The following is a 20,277-nucleotide window of genomic DNA, read 5'->3' on the forward strand; positions in this document are numbered from 1 at the left end:
ACCGTGAGGAGAGACATGTCGAGGCCCCTCGCCCGCAGGGCCGCCGCAGCACTGGGGCTGGCGCTGGCGGCGACCGCCCTCACCGCGCCCCCCGCCTCCGCCGCGTACGGCGGCCAGTGCGGGAGCGGCTACACGGAGGTCAACCAGACCTCCATCGCCGGGGGGACGGTCCACCTCACGTACAACAACGCCAACGGACGCAACTGCGTCGTGGTCGAGCGCTCGGACCCCGGCTCCCCGATGAACATGGACGCCGCCCTCAAGCGCAGCGACTCCTCCTCGTGGCAGACCGACCCGGGGAACTTCACGCAGTACGCCGGCCCGGTCTACCTGGACGCGGCCGGGCAGTGCGTGGACTGGGGCGGCGTGATCGGCGGGGAGTGGGTCGTCCGCACCGGCACCAACTGCGGATGACCCCGGCGCGGCTGCTCCCCCCGGCCGGACCTTCGCGCGAAGGGCGGTCCCCGTGTCAGGGGACTCCCGCACGCGTCGCCGGGACGAACCGTCCCCACCACGCGGCCGTCCACGCGGCGAGGCCGAGCGCCGTGCCCGTGACCGCGCCGACGAGCAGGCAGCGCACCAGGTCGTAGCCGCTCGCCGCCGCCCGCTCGGACAGGCCGTTCAGCACGGCGCCCGCCACCGCGCACGCGGCGACGGCGGCCAGTGCGACGGTGCGCGCCCGCGGTGTCGGGAGACCACGCGCCCGGTCGGCGCCGGGGCCGGGCGCTCCGGGGGAGGCGTCCCCCTCCCCGGCCCGGCCGCGCCTCCGCCACGCCCACCACGCCAGGACCGCCAGGCCCAGGGCGGAACTCGCGTACATGAGCACGTTGTGGAGCAGGTGCGGGCCCACCACCTGTGCGCTCAGCGGCGGCCAGGCCCGGACGAGGGCGCCCCCGGCCTGAGTGAAGGAGTCCCAGGCCATGTGGGTGACCGCTCCCGCGGCGAGGGCGGCCGCGGCGAGTGCCGCGGCGTGCACCGGCCGCCCCGACCCGGACCCGCCGGGACCCGGCACGGGCGCCCGGCCGGCCAGGGCGTGCAGAGGGGGCCGGAGAGCGTACGTGTACACCGCCAGCACGGCCCCGCCGAGCAGGACGTCCAGCCACAGCCCGGCGGGCGTGTGCGTGGTCGTCGCGGAAAGGGGCACCGGCAGGTAGTACGGCAGGTCGGGCACGACCGACCCGACGACCAGCGCGGCCGGGGGGAGCCGGGTGCGCGTCAGGGGGAGCACGGCCGCGGCGTGGCTGAGGGTGAAGGGCACGGCGGCAGGCTACCGGGCCCCCGAGCGGGCCCCGGGGGCCGGGAGACCGGGCGTCCCGAGGAGCGGTCGAGCGCGTGGAACCCGGTGCCGCGGGCCCCGGGAGACGGGCCCGGCCGCACCGCCGGGCCGCGGGGCGCGCCCGTTCCGCGTCCGGCCCGCTCCGCCCCCGGCCGCCGGGGTCAGAGCTCCGCGTCCTCGCCGAACCACGGTTCGACGATCCCGTCCCAGGTGCCGTCGTTGAGGGCGATGTTCAGCCACTGGTCGACGTAGTGCTTCAGGACCTCGTCGCCGAGGGGGAGCATGAAGGCCTTCTCGAAGTAGTCGAAGGGCTCGTCCGGGTGGACCGCGCACAGTTCCTCGTACTCGTTGGCCACCCAGAGCGTCTCGGACGCGTCGGTCGTCATGACGTCGGCGTTGCCCGCGATGATCTCCTCGAAGATGGTGTTGTTGTCGTGGCGGATGAGCTCCCCCTCGGGGTAGTGCTCCTCGGCGAAGATCTCGTTGGTCCCCCCGCTGGGCATGATCGAGCGGACGCCCGGCTGGTTGATCTGCTCGATCGTCCGGTAGTCGTCGACGTTCTCGCACAGGGTGATGGGCGTCTTGCCGTCCTCCATCAGCGCATCGGAGAAGTACGCCTGCCGGGCGCGCGCGGTGCTGACCGAGATGCCGCCCGCGGCGATGTCGCAGGAGCTGAGGAAGTCGCCCATCAGGTCGTCCCAGCTGGTCCGGACCCACTCGACCTCCACGCCCATGTCGTCGGCGAGATCCCGTGCCATGTCGACGTCGATCCCGGTGAACTCGTCCGTCGCGGGGTCGAGGTAGGTGAAGGGCCGGTAGTCGCCGGTCGTGCACACGCGCAGCGTGCCGCTCTCCAGGATCTCGTCGAGCCGGCTCCCGGCGACCCGTTCCCCGTCGGGGGCGTTCCCGGCGCCGCCGGTGTCGGCGGCGGAGCATCCCGTGGCGAGTGCCAGGGCCGTGAGGGCGGTGAGGGCGGTGGCGCGGGTCTTCACTGTGTCTCCTCCGTGTTCCGTCCCGCGGACCGCCGGAGGCCGACCGCGCGGGACGCCGTGTGACGCGCGTCATGCTACCGACGGAGGTTCCCCCCGGACCGACCGCCCGCGGCTCCGCCGGCCACGGCGAGGCCGCACGGGGACCCTGCCGCCCCCGGCGCCGCCGCGCCGACGGCGTCCGTGCCGGGCCCGACCGGACCGCCGACGCCCTCCGCGCCCGAGGGGCCGGCGCCGGGTACCCGGCCCTCCCCCGCGAGGGTCGCCGCCACCGGCGGAACAGGAGCGCTCTCCACCGCGCGGCCGAGCGCTTCCTCACCCGCCACCTGGGCGGACGCGGGCACACCACCCGACCCCCGTGCCCGGCCGCCGCGCGGACACGCCCGGCACGGGCCCCCGGAGCCCCGCAACCGAACACGGTTCTCTACCATCCGGTGTATGGACGTCCCTGAGAGCGGGGCCGCCGGAACCGGCGCCCCGAACCTGGCCGAAGGGTTTCCCGACGCCACCCCACAAAGGTGGCGGGAACTCGTCGCGGGGGTGCTGCGCAAGAGCGGTGTCCCCGAGGAGAAGCTCGCCGATGCACCCGAGTCGGCGCTGGCCACGCACACCTACGACGGGTTCGACATCGAGCCCCTCTACACCTCGGAGCCCCCGGCCGCGGACCCGGGCTTCCCGGGACTGCCCCCGTTCACCCGCGGCTACCGGCCCGGCGGCAGCGTGCCCGACGGCTGGGACATCCGCGCCCGCCACACCGACGCCGACCCGGCCGTCCTCCGCCGCCGTCTGCACGCCGACCTCATGAACGGCGTCGGCTCGCTGTGGATCGCCGTCGGCGGCGCGGGCCTGCCCCCCTCGGCGCTCGGGGAGGCCCTCGCCGACGTCCACCTCGACCTCGCGCCCGTCGTCCTGGAACCCGGCGCCGACCACGCCGACGCCGCGGCGGCACTGCTCGGCGCGCACGCGGACGCGGGGGTGCCCGACGGCCGGATCGTCTCCCACCTCGGCTTCGACCCCCTGACCGTGGCGGCGCGCGCGGGCGAGCGGCCCGACGTCATGGACCCGGCCCGCCTCGCCGCCGAACTCTCCCGGGAGCGCCCCGGCCTGGGCCTGTTCGTCGCGGACGGCACCCCCGTCCACAACGCGGGCGGCTCGGAGGCGCAGGAGCTGGGGTTCGCGATCGCCGCAGGCACTGCCTACCTGCGGGCCCTGCACGCGGCCGGGCTGGAGGTCGCCGAGGCGGCCTCCCGGATCGGCTTCCGCCTGGCCGCGAACGCCGACCAGTTCAGCGTGATCGCCAAGCTGAGGGCGGTCCGCGGCATGTGGAACCAGGTGCTCGCCGCCAGCGGCGTGCCCGCCGGCCGGCGCTCCATGAGCCTGCACGCCGCCACGTCCGAGGCGATGATGACCCGCCGCGACGCGCACGTGAACATGCTGCGCACCACCGTGGCGTGCTTCGCGGCCGGGGTCGGCGGCGCGGACGCGGTCACCGTCGCCCCGTTCGACTCGGCCGTGGGCCTGCCGGACGACTTCGCCCGCCGCATCGCCCGCAACACCCAGTCGCTCCTGATCGAGGAGTCGCACCTGGCGCGGGTGATCGACCCGGCCGGGGGCTCGTTCTACGTGGAGGCCCTGACCGGAGACCTGTACCGGACGGGCTGGGAGTTCTTCCAGGAGATCGAGGCGGCGGGCGGCGCGGCCGAGGCCGTCGCGGACGGTTCGCTGCGCGAGCGCGTCGACCAGGTGTGGGAGCGCCGCCGCCGCGACCTCGCGCACCGGAGGTCGCCGCTGACAGGGGTCAGCGAGTACCCCGACCCGGCCGAGAGGCGGCTGGTCCGCGAGCCCGACCCGGCCGCGGTGACCGGGGCCTGGTTCCCGGTCCGCCGGTACGCCGCGGACTTCGAGGCGCTGCGGGACCGCAGCGACGCACGGGAGGCGCGGACGGGGACGCGACCGGCGGCGTTCCTGGCCACGCTCGGGCCCGTCGCGGTGCACACGGCCCGCGCGTCGTTCACCGCGAACCTCCTCGCCGCGGGCGGTGTGGGGGTGCAGGACCCCGGGCCGCTGGCCGACGCCGACGCCGCGGCCGGGGCGTTCGCCGCCTCCGGGTGCGGGGTCGCGGTGATCTGCTCCTCGGACAAGGTGTACGAGGAGCACGCCGAGGCGGTCGCGCGGGCGCTGAAGGGCGCCGGGGCCCGCAGGGTGCTGCTCGCGGGATCGCCGCGCGACGCCTACCGCGAGGCCGGGGTGGACGCCTTCGCCCACCGGGGCTGCGACGCGGTCGCCCTGCTCACGGACCTGGTCGACGTCCTGGCCGCCGAGCCGCCCGCTCCACCCACGAAAGCCCAGGGGGCGCACGCATGATCCCCGACTTCTCCGCCGTCGCCCCGGAACCGCCCGGCGCCGGCCCCACCGCTCCCGCCGACTGGCGGGCGGCCGTCGAGTCCGCCACCGGCAAGGCCGCGGACGCCCTGGAGTGGGAGACCCCCGAGGGCATCGCCGTCAAACCCCTGTACACCGCCGCGGACCGCGCGGGCCTGGAGTTCGTGGACGGGCTCCCCGGCATCCCGCCGTACCTGCGCGGCCCGTACCCGACCATGTACGTCAACCAGCCCTGGACCATCCGCCAGTACGCCGGCTTCTCCACGGCCCAGGAGTCCAACGCCTTCTACCGGCGCAACCTCGCCGCCGGGCAGAAGGGGCTCTCCGTCGCCTTCGACCTGGCCACCCACCGCGGCTACGACTCCGACCACCCCCGGGTGGCGGGCGACGTCGGCATGGCGGGCGTGGCCATCGACTCCATCTACGACATGCGCCAGCTGTTCGACGGCATCCCGTTGGACCGGATGAGCGTGTCCATGACGATGAACGGGGCGGTGCTGCCCGTCCTCGCGCTGTACATCGTCGCGGCGGAGGAGCAGGGCGTCCCCCCGGAGAAGCTGTCGGGGACCATCCAGAACGACATCCTCAAGGAGTTCATGGTCCGCAACACCTACATCTACCCGCCGCGGCCCTCGATGCGGATCATCTCCGACATCTTCGCGTTCACGTCGCGGCGGATGCCGCGCTTCAACTCCATCTCCATCTCCGGCTACCACATGCAGGAGGCCGGGGCCACGGCCGACCTGGAGCTGGCGTACACCCTCGCGGACGGCGTCGAGTACATCCGCGCCGGCCAGAGGTCCGGGCTGGACGTGGACGCCTTCGCCCCGCGCCTCTCGTTCTTCTGGGCCATCGGCATGAACTTCTTCATGGAGGTCGCCAAGCTCCGCGCCGCCCGCCTGCTGTGGGCGCGCCTGGTCAGGGACCTCGGCGCGACCGGGGACAAGTCGCTGAGCCTGCGCACCCACTCCCAGACCTCGGGCTGGTCGCTCACCGCCCAGGACGTGTTCAACAACGTGGCCCGCACGTGCGTGGAGGCGATGGCCGCCACCCAGGGACACACGCAGTCGCTGCACACCAACGCCCTGGACGAGGCCCTGGCCCTGCCCACGGACTTCTCCGCGCGGATCGCCCGCAACACCCAGCTGCTGCTCCAACAGGAGTCCGGGACCACGCGGGTCGTGGACCCGTGGGGCGGCAGCTACTACGTCGAACGCCTCACCCAGGAGCTGGCGGCGAAGGCGTGGTCGCACATCCGCGAGGTGGAGGGCGCGGGCGGCATGGCCGCCGCGATCGACGCCGGACTGCCCAAGATGCGCATCGAGGAGGCCGCCGCACGCACCCAGGCGCGCATCGACTCGGGCCGCCAGCCCGTGATCGGCGTCAACAAGTACCGCCCCGACACGGCCGACGAGATCGACGTCCTCAGGGTCGACAACTCCAGCGTGCGCGCCCAGCAGCTGGACAAGCTGCGCCGCCTGCGCGAGGAGCGGGACGAGGACGGGGTGCGCCGCGCCCTGGCGGCCCTCACGGAGGCGGCGGGGCGCGAGTCCAGGGCGGACGAGTCCCTGGCGAACAACCTCCTGGCCGCGGCCGTGGACGCGGCGCGCGCCAAGGCCACCGTCGGCGAGATCTCCGACGCCATGGAGAAGGTCTTCGGCCGCCACTCGGGGCAGATCCGTACGATTCAGGGTGTGTACAGGAACGAGGCCGCCGGCAGCGCGGACGCGGCCGGGCTCATGGAGCGCGTGAGCCGGAGGGTGGACGAGTTCACGGAGGCGGAGGGCCGCCGCCCCCGGATCCTGGTCGCCAAGATGGGGCAGGACGGCCACGACCGGGGCCAGAAGGTCATCGCGACCGCGTTCGCCGACCTCGGCTTCGACGTGGACGTCGGCCCGCTGTTCCAGACCCCGGCCGAGGTCGCCGCACAGGCGGTGGAGGCCGACGTGCACGTGGTCGGCGTGTCCTCGCTGGCGGCGGGGCACCTCACCCTGGTGCCGGCCCTGCGCGAGGAGCTGGCCGCCCTGGAGCGGGAGGACGTCATGATCGTGGTCGGCGGGGTCGTCCCCCCGCAGGACTTCGAGGCGCTGCGCGAGGCGGGCGCGGCGGCGATCTTCCCCCCGGGGACGGTCATCGCGGAGGCCGCCGTCGACCTGCTCGACCAGTTGGAGGAGCGGCTGGGGGGCCACGGGGAGGGACTGTAGCGGGCCGCCGGCAGCGAGGCGGCACGGCGACACGGGCCGAGGGGCCGGAAGGGGAGAAGGCGTGGGCGACGAGGGATCCGTACCGGGGGCGCGGGGTGGCGGGAGGCGGCCGGCCGACGTGGCCGCCCTCGCCGAGGGGGTCCTGTCCGGGCACCGGCCGACGCTGGCACGGGCGATCACCCTGGTGGAGTCACGGCGTCCCGACCACGCCCGGTCGGCGCAGGAACTCCTCGTCCGGCTGCTCCCGCACACCGGGAAGGCCCACCGCGTGGGCATCACCGGGGTGCCGGGCGTGGGCAAGTCCACCTTCGTCGACACGCTGGGCGCCCGGCTGACCGGCGCCGGGCACCGCGTGGCCGTCCTCGCCGTGGACCCGTCGTCCACGCGGTCGGGCGGGAGCATCCTGGGGGACAAGACGCGGATGGCCCGCCTGGCGGTCGACCCGAACGCGTTCATCCGGCCCTCGCCCACGGCGGGGACGCTCGGCGGCGTCGCCCGGGCGACCCGGGAGACCATGCTGCTGATGGAGGCGGCCGGGTTCGACGTGGTCCTCGTCGAGACGGTGGGCGTCGGCCAGTCCGAGGTGGCCGTGGCGGCGATGGTGGACTGCTTCCTCCTCCTCACCCTGGCCCGCACGGGCGACCAGCTCCAGGGCATCAAGAAGGGCGTGCTCGAACTGGTCGACGTGGTCGCGGTCAACAAGGCCGACGGGCCCCACGCCGACGACGCCCGCAAGGCGGCCCGCGAGCTGTCGCGCGCGCTGCGCCTGCTCCAGCCGGTGCACCCGGAATGGCGCCCGCCGGTCCTGACGTGCAGCGGCCTCTCCGGGGACGGGTTGGACGGGGTGTGGGAGGCGGTCCTCCGGCACCGCCGGACGCTGGAGGCGGACGGCGCCTTCGGGGAGCGCCGCCGGGAACAGGGCGTCAGCTGGATGTGGGACCAGGTGCGGGACAGGCTGATGGACTCGTTCCTGCGGGACCCGGGGGTGACTTCCCTCATCCCGGGGGCGGAGGACGGGGTGCGCTCGGGGGAGACGACGGCGACCCTCGCGGCGCTCACCCTCCTGGAGGCCTTCACCCAGGGTGACGCTTCCCCGAAGGGGTGAACACACCGTGACCGGACAGGGGGGACCGGCGCCGGTGTTCGACGCGGGTGCGGCCGCAGGGGGTTCCATGTCGTGAAATGACCCAGCGTAAACGGGTGATACCACCTGGCCGGAGGGGGGTTCGTGCCCACGAGGCGAAAATTTCTTGCCCTATGCCATTCCCGAACGGGCGGTTCGCTTATACCGTGTGTGTCCAACGACTTACCAGACTCGCGGATGCGCAAGCGTCCTGCCCTCGGTGGTCCGGTTCCGTGGGAGTGGCGCCGGGCCGGGTGGGCGCGACTCGCCTGTCTGCGTATGGTTAAGCGAGGGACCCCTCACCATCTCAATGTGGGGCCGGGAGGAGTGAACGTGCACAGGCTTGGGCTGAGCACGCGGGTAGAGAGCCGCAGCGTCATCGTCGCGATCGAGGGAGAACTCGACATCGCGACCGCCGCCGACCTCCAGGAACACGTCCAGTCCGCCGTCAAGGACCACGGTCCCTGGCTGATCCTGGACCTGTCCGGTCTGGACTTCATGGACTCGAGCGGCCTGAACGTCATCATCAACGCCTACCGGACCGTTCGCGAGATGGGCGGATCGCTGGCACTGGCCGCCCTCAACGAACGCGTCACCAAGGTCGTCCGCCTGGTCGGCCTGCACCGCCAGGTCCCGGTCCACCAGACCGTGGCCACCGCCGTCGCCGCCATGGAGGCGCTGGAGGCCAAGCGGCAGGCCGGGTAGTCTCCGGCCGCATGAGCCGGTTTCTCCCCCCGGGTCCCGTCGACTTCTCGTGGGACCACAACAGCCACTACCACGGCCACCTCCTGCGCCAGGCGCTCGGGCACGGCCCGCGCGCCGACCGCCGGGGCCCCTCGGGGGCCTCGCGCGACACGCTCCGCGCGCGGCCCCGGGCCCTCGACGTCGGTTGCGGCGGCGGCAGGTTCGCCCGGGTCCTCGCGACGCGGGGGTTCGCCGTGGACGCCATCGACCCGGCGAGCCGGATGATCGACCTGGCACGGACGCTGACACCGCCCCGCCTGCCGATCGACTACAGGGTGGCCTCCCTGGAGGAGGCCGAACTGGACCCGGCGGGGTACGGGTTCGTCAGCGCGGTCTCCAGCCTCCACCACATGCCGTTCGGGCCGTCCCTCGAACGGATGGCGTCCGCCCTCGCCCCCGGCGGGACCCTGGCCGTCCTCGGCCACTACCGGGAGCGCGGCGGGACCGACGCGGCCGTGGGCCTGGCCGCGCTCGGCCCGCAGTGGGCGATCGGCGTCGGCCTGGGGCTGGCGCGCGCCCTCACCGGCACGCCCGACCTGCACAAGGTGGGCCCCACGGCCGAGATGCCCGTCCGCGAGCCCGACATGGACATGGGCGAGATCGCCGAGGCGGTCGGCAGGCGCCTGCCCGGGGCCCGACTGCGCAGGCTGCTGTTCTGGCGGTACTCACTGGTGTACCACCGCCCCGCCTGAACCAGGTGCCCCGCCTCGGCCCCCTCCCGCCCCGGCCCCCTCCCGCCCCGCGCCGCGCGCGGCGCGGCCGCCCCCGCTCCCCGGGGAGCCGGGCGCGGGGCCCTCCCGCCCCGCCCGGCAGTCGGGGGGAACGACCCGAATCCGCCCTGTGGACAACCCGGTGCACCCCGCTCCCGCGGGGAAGTATGGAGGAGGACGGGAAGACGGAGGTGACGGCCGTGCGGGTGATTCCACTGGATCGGATCGAGGCGGACTCGGCCGGGCTGGTCGGCGGCAAGGCCGCCGGGCTCGGCGAGGCGATCAGGGCGGGTGAGAGGGTCCCACCCGGCTTCTGCGTGACCACCGCGGCGGACGCCTCCGGGGCGGTCCCCGAGGACGAGGTGGCCGCCGCGTACACGGCGCTCGGCGGCGGGCCCGTGGCCGTCCGGTCGAGCGCCACCGCCGAGGACCTGCCCGAAGCCTCCTTCGCCGGACAGCAGGACACCTACCTCGACGTCGAGGGCGTCGAGGACGTGCTCGCCGCCGTCGGGCGGTGCCGGGACTCCCTGTGGACGGACCGCGCCGTCGCCTACCGGCGCGACCTCGGCATCGACGACGCCTCCGTGCGCATGGCCGTCATCGTCCAGCGCATGGTGCGCCCCCGCGCGGCCGGGGTGCTGTTCACCGCGAACCCGGTCACCGGCACCCGCGGGGAGACGGTCCTCGACGCCGTGCCGGGGCTCGGCACGGCCGTCGTGGACGGCACGGCCGAGCCCGACCACTACGTCGTCCGCCCCGACGGGAGCACCGACGGACCCCGGGACGGCTGCCTCTCCCCCGGGGAGGTGGACGAGCTCCGGGCCGCGGGCGCACGGCTCCAGGCCCACTTCGGCGCCGCGCAGGACGTCGAGTGGGCCGTCGACCACGACGGGACCGCCTGGATCCTCCAGTCGCGCCCGATCACCACCCTGTTCCCCCTCCCCCCGCCCTCCGACGGGCCGCGCGCCTACCTCGAGTCCGGCAACATGCAGGGCATGCTGCGGCCCTTCACCCCCATGGGGTTCTCCGCGCTCCGGGTGGCCGGCCTCGCGTGGTTCCGCGCGGTGGGGGCGTCGAGGGGCGGCGCGGGGGAGCGGTCGGTCGCCGAGGTGGGCGGGAGGTTCTACCTCGACCTCACGCCGTTCCTGCGCAACCGGGTGATCCGCGGCCTCCTGCCGGGGCTGACGGGCGTCTACGGCCCCCGGACCGCCGCGTCCGTGCGCGCGCTCCTCGCCGACCCCCGGTTCGCGCCCCGGCGCGGCGGGCGCGTCGACCCGCGCGCCGTGGCCCGGATCGTCGCCGGGCTCGCGCCGCTCACACGCGACTTCGTCGCGGGGGCGGTGACCGCCCTCGCCTTCCCCGACGACGCCAGGCGCCGGGTCCTGCGGGCCGGCCCCGGGATCCGGCGGCAGATCACCGAGTCCTCCAGGGGCGTCGTCACGGCCGGTGAGCGCCTGGCCTTCGCGGAGGGGGTCCAGGTCCCGGTGATGACGGGCGGTATGACCCCCATGCTGGGGGCCCTGTACACCGGCATCCTCTCCGCCAAGGCGCCGGAACTCCTGCTCCGGGGCGTGGCGAACCCGGGTGAGGTCGCCACCGTCCTCGGGGGCATGCCGCACAACGTCACCACGGAGATGGACCTGGCCCTGTGGCGCCTCGCGGAGGAGGCCGGCCACCACCGCGCCCTGTTCGTGGAGACGCCCCCCGAACGGCTGGCCGAGCTGTACCGCGCCGGGGAGCTGCCCGAGTTCGGGCTCGGCGGCTTCTTGGAACGCTACGGCCACCGGGGCGCGGCCGAGATCGACGTCGGCGTGCCCCGCTGGGCGGAGGACCCCGCGCCGCTGTTCGGGGTGATCGCCAACTACCTGCGGGTGGACGACCCCGACCAGGCGCCGGACCGGCGCTTCGCCCGCGCGGCGGCGGAGGCCGAACGCATGCGGGACGAGCTGGTGCGCCGCGCGACGGGGTCCAGACCGGTGCGGGCCAGGTTGGCCGCGTTCTTCTTCGACCGGGCGCGCGCACTGTCCGGCCTCCGCGAGTACCCCAAGTTCGCGTGGCTGTTCGCGATCGGGGAGATGCGGCGCCAGCTCCTCCTGGTCGGCGAGGCCCTGGTGGCCGAGGGGAGGCTGGACGCTCCCGACGACATCATGTTCCTCGACCTGGAGGAGGCCCGGGAGGCGCTGGACGGGGCGGACCGGCGACAGCTCGTCGCCGAGCGCCGGGCGGTGTACACGCGGGAGCGCCGGCGCCGCAGGGTGCCCCCCGTGCTGCTGTCCGACGGGACGGACGTGGAGACGACCCTCCCCGCCCTCTCCGCGGGGGACGGCGCACTGGTCGGGGTGGCCGCGTCCGCGGGCACCGCGACGGGTGTGGCACGGGTGGTCCACGACCCGGTCGGGGCGTCGCTGGGGCCGGGGGAGATCCTGGTCGCGCCCACCACCGACCCGGGATGGACACCGCTGTTCATGACCGCGGGCGGGGTGGTGGTGGAGACCGGTTCGACGGTGGCGCACGGACCGACCGTGGCCCGGGAGTACGGCATCCCCTGCGTGATCTGCGTGCCCGGCGTCACCGAGCTGGTCCGCGACGGACGGACCATCACGATCGACGGCGGCGCGGGCACGGTCCGACTGGAGGACTGAGGACGGGGACCGAGGGGCGGGGAAGGGGCGGGGGTGGGAGGGGGCGGGGGGAGGGGGAGCCCCCTCCCCCCGTCGCCGGCGGCGTGCGGGGCCCGGTTCACCCACGCCGGTCCCCCTTCGCCCCGGGGGGCGGCTCCCCTTCCCGGGCGACGAGCGCGGCGAGGGCGGCGGCGCCGTCGAGGAGGGACCTCGACCGGGCGTCGATGCCCGCGTCCCGGGCGTCCAGCGCGGTCGCCACCTCCTCCCACCGGCGGGCGCGCCGCAGTTCGGGCATCATCGCCCGCAGCGTGGCGACACGGTAGCCGGACAGGCGCAGCTGATGGACGATCCGCGCGTCACGGACGTCGTCGGGGAGGTACCGCCGCGCACCGCGCGGCGGGGAACGGGTCGGCGCGACGAGGCCCTCGGCCTCCCAGTGCCGCAGCGTCGAGGGCCGCACGCCGAGCGCGGCGGCGAGCTCGGAGATGCCCATGGCGTCCGAGGGGCGCACGTCACCGATCAGCTCGGCGGAGATCAGGCCGGCGGCCCTCCTGGCCAGAGCGAGTGCCCGGCGCTCGGTGTGGAGCCGCGCGTGCGCCGCGTCGAGCAGCGCGAGCGGCTCCCCGCCGGGGCCCGCGTGCACCGCCCGCATGATCCTCTTGGCCTCCACGGGCCCCGCGCCGTGCGCGAGGGCCCGGTAGGCGAGTGCGGAATCCAGGTGGGACGCGTCGTAGGCCCGGTAGCCCGCCCCGGTGCGCGGCGCCGGCGGCAGCACACCGTCCCGTTCGAGATTGCGCACCTGTTGGACCGAGTACCCGGCACGGCGTGCGACGTCCACGGTTCGCAGAGCAGCCGACTTGCGACTTTTCACCGGTCTTCCCGGGCTTTCTCGGCGCCAGGTCTCCACAAGCACATGAAGTGAATACTAGAAGGCATGAACATGGAAGAGATCATGGAGTTCGTCGGCGGCCTCGACGGGGTTCTGACCCTCCGGCCCGGGCCCGGGGACGGTTCGCCCGAGCTCAGCTGGGGCGACGCGTTCTTCTACTACGCTCCCGACGGCGAGGTCCCGCAGACGACCCAGCCGTTCGCGACGATCGTGACGAAGGACTACCCGGAGGACACGTCGTCGCGCCTGGACCGCCCCGGCGCCTTCCGCCTGAACATCTCCGCGGGCAAGGACGCCTTCGCCGAGAGGATGGGACGCCGGCCGCGTGACGCGGCCGCGGACGGGTCCGACCCGAGTGAGGCCGACGTCCTGGTCGCCCACCCCGTCTACGGGACGCTGGGCTGGCTGGCCGTGGTCGACCCGGGCCCGCGCACGGAGTCGGCCGTCCGTGACCTGCTGGGCACCGCCCACGGCCTGGCACGCGCGCGCTACGAGCGGCGTGCCGGGGAGGACCCGGCCCGCCTCCGGTAGCGGACCCGGCGGCCGGAGGGGCGGGCCCGCCGGTCCGCCGTCGGAGGCGCCGGGGCGGTCGGGGCGGAACCCGGCCGGTGGCGCCGCCCGCCGCCCGGCCCCCGTCTCCCGGGGGCGGTCACATGCCGCCGCCTCCCCCTCCGTCACCACCGCCGCCACCGTCACCTCCGCCGCCCCAGCCGCCCCAGCCCGAACCTCCGGAGCCGCCGCCGTCACCGCCGCTCCCGCCGGTGTCCGCACCGCGGTCGCCGTACGGCACGCCGCGGGGGCCCGAGGCGTCGGGGCCCGGAGCGCCGTACACCGGCTGCGAGCCGTACCCGGCGGAGGCCGCACGGCCCGGAGCCGGGTAGCCGGTGTCCGGCCGCCCCCGGGGGGCCGGACGCGGTGGCGGTCCCGGGACGGGCGCCCCCGGATGCCGGGGCCCCCGGGCCGGGTGGGGCCTCGCCCGCATCAGGGCCGCGATCAGCAGGACGACGGCCCCGCAGACCAGCAGGGCGTCGAGGACGTCGAGGACCATCGGCGCGATGCCGTTGACCAGGAGGTACCGGTCGGGGGGCAGCCCCGAGGCGATGAGCGCCGGCGGGAGGAGGGCGCCGACGGCCTGGAGGAGGGCGGCGGCGAGGAGCAGGGCGCCGGCGGTCCGCACCGTGCCCGGGGAACGGGCCGCCCTGCGGGCGCGTACGAGGGCGACGACCCCGACCGCCGCGAGCGGTCCCGCGACGACCACGCCGGTGACGAGGAGGCTCAGGATGTACACGTCGGCCTCCTCAGGACGCCTGGTGTGTCGGAGAGACGGGGGGAGGCGGCGTCCCGGGGGGACCGTGGGGGCCCGGGGCGCGCCTGGTCGCCGCGACGACCAGGAGGAGCAGTCCCGCCGCGGACACGAGGCCGGGCACGAGGGCGACCAGGGTGAACAGGAGCGGAGGAACGGCCTCGTACCCGAGGCCGGTGAGGACGTAGTGGCCGCCCGCCCGCACGAGTCCGCCCAGGAGCGCTCCGACGGTGATGAGCGAGCCGCTCGCGGCCACCAGCCCCTTGCGGCCGGGCGGCGCCGCGAAGGAGAGGGCCAGGACCACGAGGCCGAGGAGCGCGAACAGGAGGACGGTCAGCGTGGAGACGAGAACGGTGAGGACGGGGGTGCCGGACATGGGGCCTCCGAGGGGCAGGACATCCCGACCCTAACGACGGGTGTGCGCTCCGCGCCCTGTTCTGGCTGATTCCGGCCATACCGGTTCGCCCGGCGCCGTACCGCACCGGCCTCCGCCCCGGAGCCGCGTGCGCGTCCGGCCCCCGCCCCGCCGCCCCCGGGGTTGCGCGGTCCACCGCCGTCCGCGCGCCGGATACGCCCAGGCCCCCGCCGGAACCACCGGCTCCGGGCCGTGGCGGCGAGGCGTTGCGCCGGTCCGGCGCGGTGCGTAACATCGCTTCGAACCGGTTCGACGATGGACGGGACGGCACTTGCGGATCTCCGATGTGGCCCGGCACGCCGGAGTGTCGCCCAGCACGGTCTCCTACGTCCTCAGCGGCAAGCGTTCGATCTCCGAGGCCACCACGCGCCGGGTGCGCGAGAGCATCGACGCGCTCGGCTACCAGCCCCACGCCGGCGCCCGCTCGCTCGCCAGCCGCCGGAGCAACGTGATCGCCCTGGTCATCCCGTTGCGCGAGGACGTCCACGTCCCCGTCGCGATGCGCTTCGCGGTCTCGGTGGTCACCGCGGCCCGCGCCTTCGACCACGACGTCCTCCTCCTCACGCAGGGGGAGGGGCCCGACGGGCTGCGCAGGGTCGCCGGCAGCGCGATGGTGGACGGCGTGATCGTCATGGACGTGGAGGCCGAGGACGCGCGCGTGCCCGTCCTGCGCTCCCTGGACCTGCCGTCCGTCCTGATCGGGGTTCCCGAGGACACCGAGGGTCTGACCTGCGTGGACCTGGACTTCGCGGCCGCCGGTGCGGCCTGCGTGCACCATCTGGCGGACCTGGGACACACCGAGGTGGCGTTCGTCGGACAGCCCCCGTCGGTGTACGAGCGGCGCACGGGGTTCGCCGAGCGCACCGTCGCCGGGTTCGAGGAGGCGGCGGCCGAGCGCGGGGTCGTCGCCACCACGCACCCCTGCTCCCCCGAGACCGTCCGCGAGGTCGCCGGAGCCCTGGTCCGGGAACACCCCGGGGTCACCGGCCTCATCGTGCACAACGAACCCTCGGTGGGTCCGCTGCTCGAGGCCTTCGCGGAGCACGGGCGTACCGTCCCGGGGCTCTCCGTGGTCGCCATCGGGCCCGTCCCGCCCGGCGTCCCGCCGCTGACCTCGGTGGACCTCCCCGCCGAGGAGGTCGGCGCACGCGCCGTCGGCCTGCTCATGGACAAGATCGACGGGCCCGCGCACCCGGGGGTGACCCTCCAGGTGCCGAGGCTGACCACGAGGGAGAGCACCGCGCCCCGGCCCTGAACACCGTGCTCCCGCCCGAGGCCGGACGGCGCCCGCCGATATTCCTTTCGGGTGAAAGGGGTCGGGCGCGCCGCCCCCGGCGCCGGGGGTCGGTCGACCGCGGTCGGGGACATTGTGCGGATAGGGATGCCTGTTCGGCCACAGGATAGAGGAGAAAAGCGAGGGGGAGGCCGTTTTTCGCGGAAGAGGCGAAGAAAATCGCGCCCCTTCGCCTTCTCGCAGTTCAGGGAGTTCGGAAAAGAAGGAATGGTTCTCCCGTTCCGGTCCGGACAATGCTCGGTGTCGGTATTGAACACTTTTGTTAACAGTGTGGGAGATGGGGACCTTTTCCGGTGTCGGGCCCCTGTCGTGGCCGGGACGGCGCGGCCGCGGGGCCCGGTGGTACGAGTTCCCGTCCGGCGCGGTCAGCCGCGGCCGGAGCGCAGGGTGTCGATGAGGGCCGCGATGTGTCCGGCGTCGCCCACCGCCCCGACCTCCAGGGCGAGGGCGCGGACCTCCTCCAGGGCGCGGACGACCTCGCCGCTGCCCGTTCCCGCGTGCAGGACGTGGGTGATCTGCGACCTGGGGTAGCGGCGGTGGCCGCCCAGGGTCTTGACGGAGGACAGGCGGCCGTCCTTCTCCCAGCGGGCGACGGTCTTGGGGTCCACGCGGAACAGGCGGGCGACCTCGCCGGGCGTGAGGAGGTCCTCGGCGGTGTCCATGAGGTCGGGCCGGAGCGAAGGGGCGGGCACGGAGCGGTCTCCTCGGTCGGTGGGCGGTGCGGATGCGGATGCGGATGCGGTTGCGGTTCCCGGGTCTGCGGGTTCCGCGGGTGCGCGGGGCTGCGGCGGCGGGGGCCGACCGCCGCACCCGGCTCAGGGGGTCTCGACCACGGCGCGGATCGTGAGCGGGCCCATCGTGGTGCCCCGCCACTCCCACTCCCAGTCCCAGTACACGGTCAGCTCCTCGACCAGGCGCAGACCGGAGAGCGGCCCCCGGCCGGGCGCCCCCAGGCGCGGATACGGCACCTCCGCCCCGGGCCGGGGGCCGTCGTCCGTCACGCGCACGGTGAGCAGGAACGGGTTCTGGTCGATCACGACGCGTACGCTCCCGCCCGGTTCACCGCTGAGGGAGTGGCGGTGGGCGTTCGAGGCGAGGGCGACCGCGACGCGTGCGACCCTGTCCGACGCGGGGCCGAGGACGGTTCCGCGCACCCAGGAGTCCAGGGTCCGGTAGTCGGGTTCGGGGCCGAGGACGATGCCGCTCCGGTGGCGCTCCTCGAAGCGGAGGCGGTGCGGGTACGGAACGGGTTCGGGGTCCGGGCCGGGAGGCGCCGGGGGTGCGGCGGCAGGCTGCATACGTCTCACCTCGTGGTCTCTGTCGTCGGGTGGGCCTCGTCCCGGCGGCCGTCTGCGTCCCCGGCCTCCGGGCCGACTCGTGCCGGGGGGCCGCCCCACCCTGTTCCCCGGTGGACGGAGCGGCCCCGCGTGTCCGGTCCTTCCGGCTCGGATGCGCACCTCCCGACCGGTGGGCGGGCGGCCGGGAGCACCCCGTGCCGCCGCATCGTGGCCGGTCCGGGCCCCTCCCGGCGACGACTCTTCCACTTGTGGCATTTCCTGGTCTACATTCATTAGGAAAGACGTTGCCTTTCGTATGCCGCGCGATGACAAACGATAATCCAGCGATATGAGCGATGAGGTGTGGAGAAGTGGATTCCGCACGCGAGCGGTTCGGTCTACTGGTGCGCAAATACCGCCTGCAAGCAGGTATGACGCAACACGAACTGGCTCGGGCGGCCGTGATCGCCCAGAGTACGGTCAGCGAGTTGGAACGTGGTATCAAAGGGACACGGCGTGAGCAAGTGGTACGCATCGACAGGGCGCTTATCGCACACGACGTTCTCGTGAATTCCTGGGACACGGCCTTCTCGCCGTCCGGGATGAACACCTACTTCCGCGACGTCGCCGAGGCGGAGCAGGTCGCGGTGGAGATCCGCGAGTACGCCCTGGGGCTGGTGCCCGGCCTGTTCCAGGTGGCGGACTACGCCCGGGCCGTCATCCAGATCGGCTCGCCGCACGCCTCCCCGGACGCCATCGAGCAGATCGTCACGGCGCGGCTGAAACGGCAGGAGATCCTCAAGAGACCCCATCCCCCCAGGGTGACGGTGCTGCTGGACGAGACGTTGCTGCTCCGCCGCTTCTCGGACCCCGGCGTGATGCCGGCCCAGATCACCCATCTGATCAAGGCCTCGCACCGGCCCCGGATCACCCTCCAGGTCGTCCCGATGCGCACAGAGGGCCACGCCGGTCTGGGGGGCGCGTTTATGCTTAGTTCTGCCCCTGACCGTGGCACTTTCGCCTACGTCGAAGGCCACAAAGCGGGCATGTCCCTCAAGGAACCGGAGATCGTGGCCAGCTACGACCGGACCTTCGCGGAGCTGAGGAGCGCCGCCCTGCCGGTTCCCGCATCACGGTCTCTGATGGAACAGATTCGAGGCGGTAGCGCATGATGGGCCAGAGCTGGCACAAGTCCAGTTACAGCAACGGCGACGGCGGGAACTGCGTGGAGGCACGCGTTCACGCGATGGGCGAGACCCGGCGCAAGTCCGGCTACGGCGGCGCCGACGGCGATCGCGTGGAGGCCCGGACCGGTTCCGCCGCCTCGCGCGTGCTCCTGCGCGACACGCAGAACCGCGGGTCCGGCCACCTGTCGGTGCCGGTCCGCGAATGGGACGCACTGCGTCTCGCACTCCGCGGTTAGTAGTCCCGCACACAGTTCCGCCCCCTGCCAGGGCTGTTGGCAGGGGGCGGTCGTGTTCTGCCCGACCAGACTACCCGCAGGTCACCGCCTGTGCCGGTGACCAAAGTCCCCTCCCGGAGCGTCAGGGCGCGGTCGCTTCCCGTACTCGTCCGAGGTCACGCCGCCCCTCTCCCGGCCGCCCCGCCCCGGCCGACCCGCTCCCACCGCGGACCCCGTCGGTCCGTCCGGGCCCGCGGCGGGGCCCTCCATGCTCTGCGGGGCCGGGCGGCCCCCGCTCCGGGGCCGGGTCAGCGGACGCCGAGAAGGTGCTCCAGGGCGAGCTGGTCCAGGCGCTCGAAGTGGTAACCGCGCTCCCCGACCTCCGCCAGGTCGATCTCCTCCGCCAGGACGTCGGCCAGGCTCTCCCCCGGGCCCAGCGTCGGCACCGACAGCTCCGGCACGCGCGAGGCCTCCAGGGCGGCCACGACCTCCGGGTCCGCACGGAACGCCGCCGCCTTCTCCTTGAGGATCAGGTAGTTGCGCATGCACGCCGAGGCGGACTCCCACACCCCGCTCATGTCCTCGGTCCGGGGCGGCTTGAAGTCGAAGTGCCGGGGGCCCTCGTACCCGGCGCTCTCCAGCAGGTCCACGAGGAAGAACGCCTCCTTCACGTCCCCCGCGCCGAACCTCAGGTCCTGGTCGTACTTCACCCCGCGCTGCCCGTTGAGGTCGATGTGGAACAGCTTCCCGGCCCACAGGGCCTGGGCCACGCCGTGCGCGAAGTTCAGCCCGGCCATCTGCTCGTGCCCGACCTCCGGGTTCACGCCCACCATCTCCGGGTGCGCCAGCTCGTTGATGAACGCCAGCGCGTGCCCGACCGTCGGCAGCAGCACGTCGCCGCGCGGCTCGTTCGGCTTGGGCTCGATCGCGAACCGCAGGTCGTAGCCCTGCTCGATGACGTAGCCGCACAGGATGTCGAACGCCTCGCGCAGCCGGTCCAGGGCCGCGTGGTCGTTCTTGCCCGCCTCCGACTCCGCTCCGTCCATGCCGCCCCAGCACACGTAGGTCCGGGCGCCGAGGGACACCGCCAGGTCGATGTTGCGGATCACCTTGCGGATCGCGTACCGGCGCACGTCCCGGCTGTTGGAGGTGAACCCGCCGTCCCGGAAGACCGGGTGCGTGAACAGGTTCGTGGTCACCATCGGCACCGCGAGCCCGGTCTCCTCCAGTGCGGCCCGGAACCGTTTGAGGATCGCCTCGCGGTCGGAGGCCGAGCTCCCGGGCGGGACGAGGTCGTCGTCGTGGAACGTGATCCCGTGGGCGCCGAGGCCGGCGAGCGCGCGTACCGCGTCGGCGCCGTCGAGGGGCGGCCGCACCGCGTCGCCGAACGTGTTGGCGCCGCGCCAGCCCACCGTCCACAGGCCGAAGGTGAACCTGTCCGCGGGCACGGGCCGGTAGTCGCTCATGACGTGTCTCCTGGGGGTAGGGGCCTCCGATCAGTTTGTCTAGACAGACAACTAAATGTCAACGGTGCGGCGGTCCGGTGTCGGGACCGGGTGCGGTCCGGCGGCGGGGACCCGTCCCGCCCGGCCGGATCCCGGTTCCGTTCGCGCCGCGGGCCGGTGCGGGGCAGGCGGCGGGAGGGGAG

General features: G+C 74.4%; 18 protein-coding genes and 1 pseudogene. 11 read left to right on the top strand and 8 right to left on the bottom strand.

The features are described from left to right. Window positions 1-15: 15 nt before the first annotated feature. Window positions 16-414 carry a spore-associated protein A gene (locus ACIRPH_RS17355; protein ID WP_402915377.1) on the top strand — a complete coding sequence of 133 codons (399 nt, stop codon included), beginning with the start codon at window positions 16-18 and terminating at the stop codon, window positions 412-414. A gap of 55 nt (window positions 415-469) precedes the next feature. Here the strand turns inward: ACIRPH_RS17355 and ACIRPH_RS17360 are convergent, their stop codons facing one another. Both ACIRPH_RS17360 and ACIRPH_RS17365 read right to left on the bottom strand, forming a co-directional pair. After that, the gene (locus tag ACIRPH_RS17360; protein ID WP_402915380.1) at window positions 470-1,258 is read right to left on the bottom strand and encodes a DUF4184 family protein; all 789 of its coding nucleotides are present in this window, start codon (window positions 1,256-1,258) and stop codon (window positions 470-472) included. Window positions 1,259-1,437: 179 nt separating this feature from the next. Continuing rightward, complete coding sequence (locus ACIRPH_RS17365; RefSeq protein WP_402915382.1) at window positions 1,438-2,268, bottom strand: transporter substrate-binding domain-containing protein; 831 nt, start codon at window positions 2,266-2,268, stop codon at window positions 1,438-1,440. A 435-nt stretch (window positions 2,269-2,703) separates the two neighbouring features. On the opposite strand from ACIRPH_RS17365, the gene ACIRPH_RS17370 reads away from it, so the two are divergent. From ACIRPH_RS17370 to ACIRPH_RS17395, 6 genes are all read left to right on the top strand, one after another. Further along, window positions 2,704-4,629, top strand: a complete 1,926-nt coding sequence (locus ACIRPH_RS17370) for a methylmalonyl-CoA mutase family protein (RefSeq protein ID WP_402915385.1) — start codon at window positions 2,704-2,706, stop codon at window positions 4,627-4,629. After that, window positions 4,626-6,851, top strand: a complete 2,226-nt coding sequence (gene scpA, locus ACIRPH_RS17375) for a methylmalonyl-CoA mutase (protein ID WP_402915388.1) — start codon at window positions 4,626-4,628, stop codon at window positions 6,849-6,851. Before ACIRPH_RS17370 ends, scpA begins: the two co-directional genes overlap by 4 nt. Before the next feature lie 61 nt (window positions 6,852-6,912). Continuing rightward, window positions 6,913-7,956, top strand: coding sequence for a methylmalonyl Co-A mutase-associated GTPase MeaB (gene meaB, locus ACIRPH_RS17380; protein WP_402915391.1), 1,044 nt, complete (start codon window positions 6,913-6,915; stop codon window positions 7,954-7,956). 351 nt (window positions 7,957-8,307) lie between these two features. Continuing rightward, a complete protein-coding gene (locus ACIRPH_RS17385) occupies window positions 8,308-8,679 on the top strand; it encodes an STAS domain-containing protein (protein WP_267947713.1) in 372 nt (123 codons plus the stop codon). Between the two features lie 11 nt (window positions 8,680-8,690). Next, window positions 8,691-9,410 carry a class I SAM-dependent methyltransferase gene (locus tag ACIRPH_RS17390; RefSeq protein WP_402915395.1) on the top strand — a complete coding sequence of 240 codons (720 nt, stop codon included), beginning with the start codon at window positions 8,691-8,693 and terminating at the stop codon, window positions 9,408-9,410. Window positions 9,411-9,628: 218 nt separating this feature from the next. Then, window positions 9,629-12,070: a PEP/pyruvate-binding domain-containing protein gene (locus tag ACIRPH_RS17395; RefSeq protein WP_402915397.1), complete on the top strand. Its 2,442-nt coding sequence runs from the start codon at window positions 9,629-9,631 to the stop codon at window positions 12,068-12,070. 97 nt (window positions 12,071-12,167) lie between these two features. Here ACIRPH_RS17395 and ACIRPH_RS17400 read toward each other — a convergent pair whose 3' ends face one another. Continuing rightward, window positions 12,168-12,887, bottom strand: a complete 720-nt coding sequence (locus tag ACIRPH_RS17400; RefSeq protein WP_402915400.1) for a MerR family transcriptional regulator — start codon at window positions 12,885-12,887, stop codon at window positions 12,168-12,170. A gap of 96 nt (window positions 12,888-12,983) precedes the next feature. Between ACIRPH_RS17400 and ACIRPH_RS17405 the strand changes: the two genes are divergently transcribed. Beyond that, entirely contained in the window at window positions 12,984-13,469 is a 486-nt protein-coding gene (locus ACIRPH_RS17405) for a DUF6194 family protein (protein ID WP_402915402.1), read from the top strand. A gap of 118 nt (window positions 13,470-13,587) precedes the next feature. Here the strand turns inward: ACIRPH_RS17405 and ACIRPH_RS17410 are convergent, their stop codons facing one another. Both ACIRPH_RS17410 and ACIRPH_RS17415 read right to left on the bottom strand, forming a co-directional pair. After that, complete coding sequence (locus ACIRPH_RS17410) at window positions 13,588-14,226, bottom strand: hypothetical protein (protein WP_402915404.1); 639 nt, start codon at window positions 14,224-14,226, stop codon at window positions 13,588-13,590. Window positions 14,227-14,236: 10 nt separating this feature from the next. After that, window positions 14,237-14,617: a hypothetical protein gene (locus ACIRPH_RS17415; RefSeq protein ID WP_402915407.1), complete on the bottom strand. Its 381-nt coding sequence runs from the start codon at window positions 14,615-14,617 to the stop codon at window positions 14,237-14,239. 310 nt (window positions 14,618-14,927) lie between these two features. On the opposite strand from ACIRPH_RS17415, the gene ACIRPH_RS17420 reads away from it, so the two are divergent. Beyond that, window positions 14,928-15,911 carry a LacI family DNA-binding transcriptional regulator gene (locus ACIRPH_RS17420; protein ID WP_402915409.1) on the top strand — a complete coding sequence of 328 codons (984 nt, stop codon included), beginning with the start codon at window positions 14,928-14,930 and terminating at the stop codon, window positions 15,909-15,911. A 539-nt stretch (window positions 15,912-16,450) separates the two neighbouring features. Here the strand turns inward: ACIRPH_RS17420 and ACIRPH_RS17425 are convergent. Both ACIRPH_RS17425 and ACIRPH_RS17430 read right to left on the bottom strand, forming a co-directional pair. Further along, a pseudogene (locus tag ACIRPH_RS17425) lies at window positions 16,451-16,612 on the bottom strand (BldC family transcriptional regulator); the annotation flags it as partial. A 153-nt stretch (window positions 16,613-16,765) separates the two neighbouring features. Then, on the bottom strand, window positions 16,766-17,248 hold the full coding sequence (locus ACIRPH_RS17430; protein WP_402915411.1) for an ATP-binding protein: 483 nt from the start codon (window positions 17,246-17,248) through the stop codon (window positions 16,766-16,768). A gap of 335 nt (window positions 17,249-17,583) precedes the next feature. On the opposite strand from ACIRPH_RS17430, the gene ACIRPH_RS17435 reads away from it, so the two are divergent. Together ACIRPH_RS17435 and ACIRPH_RS17440 are read left to right on the top strand one after the other, a co-directional pair. Beyond that, window positions 17,584-18,399 carry a Scr1 family TA system antitoxin-like transcriptional regulator gene (locus tag ACIRPH_RS17435; RefSeq protein WP_402915413.1) on the top strand — a complete coding sequence of 272 codons (816 nt, stop codon included), beginning with the start codon at window positions 17,584-17,586 and terminating at the stop codon, window positions 18,397-18,399. Further along, complete coding sequence (locus ACIRPH_RS17440; RefSeq protein WP_402915416.1) at window positions 18,396-18,650, top strand: DUF397 domain-containing protein; 255 nt, start codon at window positions 18,396-18,398, stop codon at window positions 18,648-18,650. The genes ACIRPH_RS17435 and ACIRPH_RS17440 overlap by 4 nt, the downstream gene beginning before the upstream one ends. A 287-nt stretch (window positions 18,651-18,937) precedes the next feature. Here ACIRPH_RS17440 and xylA read toward each other — a convergent pair whose 3' ends face one another. Continuing rightward, window positions 18,938-20,095 (bottom strand): xylose isomerase, encoded by a 1,158-nt coding sequence (xylA, locus tag ACIRPH_RS17445; RefSeq protein ID WP_402915419.1) that lies wholly within the window; start codon window positions 20,093-20,095, stop codon window positions 18,938-18,940. Window positions 20,096-20,277 lie beyond the last annotated feature (182 nt).

It is taken from the genome of Nocardiopsis sp. NPDC101807 (genome assembly GCF_044766605.1).
GTDB lineage: Bacteria > Actinomycetota > Actinomycetes > Streptosporangiales > Streptosporangiaceae > Nocardiopsis > Nocardiopsis tropica.

Excerpts from the sequence above, each read along its gene's own strand:
- ACIRPH_RS17355 (WP_402915377.1), top strand. The coding sequence starts at position 16 with ATGTCGAGGCCCCTCGCCCGCAGGGCCGCCGCAGCACTGGGGCTGGCG.
- xylA (WP_402915419.1), bottom strand. The coding sequence starts at position 20,095 with ATGAGCGACTACCGGCCCGTGCCCGCGGACAGGTTCACCTTCGGCCTG.
- ACIRPH_RS17390 (WP_402915395.1), top strand. The coding sequence starts at position 8,691 with ATGAGCCGGTTTCTCCCCCCGGGTCCCGTCGACTTCTCGTGGGACCAC.
- ACIRPH_RS17405 (WP_402915402.1), top strand. The coding sequence starts at position 12,984 with ATGAACATGGAAGAGATCATGGAGTTCGTCGGCGGCCTCGACGGGGTT.
- ACIRPH_RS17435 (WP_402915413.1), top strand. The coding sequence starts at position 17,584 with ATGAGGTGTGGAGAAGTGGATTCCGCACGCGAGCGGTTCGGTCTACTG.
- ACIRPH_RS17370 (WP_402915385.1), top strand. The coding sequence starts at position 2,704 with ATGGACGTCCCTGAGAGCGGGGCCGCCGGAACCGGCGCCCCGAACCTG.
- ACIRPH_RS17430 (WP_402915411.1), bottom strand. The coding sequence starts at position 17,248 with ATGCAGCCTGCCGCCGCACCCCCGGCGCCTCCCGGCCCGGACCCCGAA.
- ACIRPH_RS17415 (WP_402915407.1), bottom strand. The coding sequence starts at position 14,617 with ATGTCCGGCACCCCCGTCCTCACCGTTCTCGTCTCCACGCTGACCGTC.
- scpA (WP_402915388.1), top strand. The coding sequence starts at position 4,626 with ATGATCCCCGACTTCTCCGCCGTCGCCCCGGAACCGCCCGGCGCCGGC.
- ACIRPH_RS17440 (WP_402915416.1), top strand. The coding sequence starts at position 18,396 with ATGATGGGCCAGAGCTGGCACAAGTCCAGTTACAGCAACGGCGACGGC.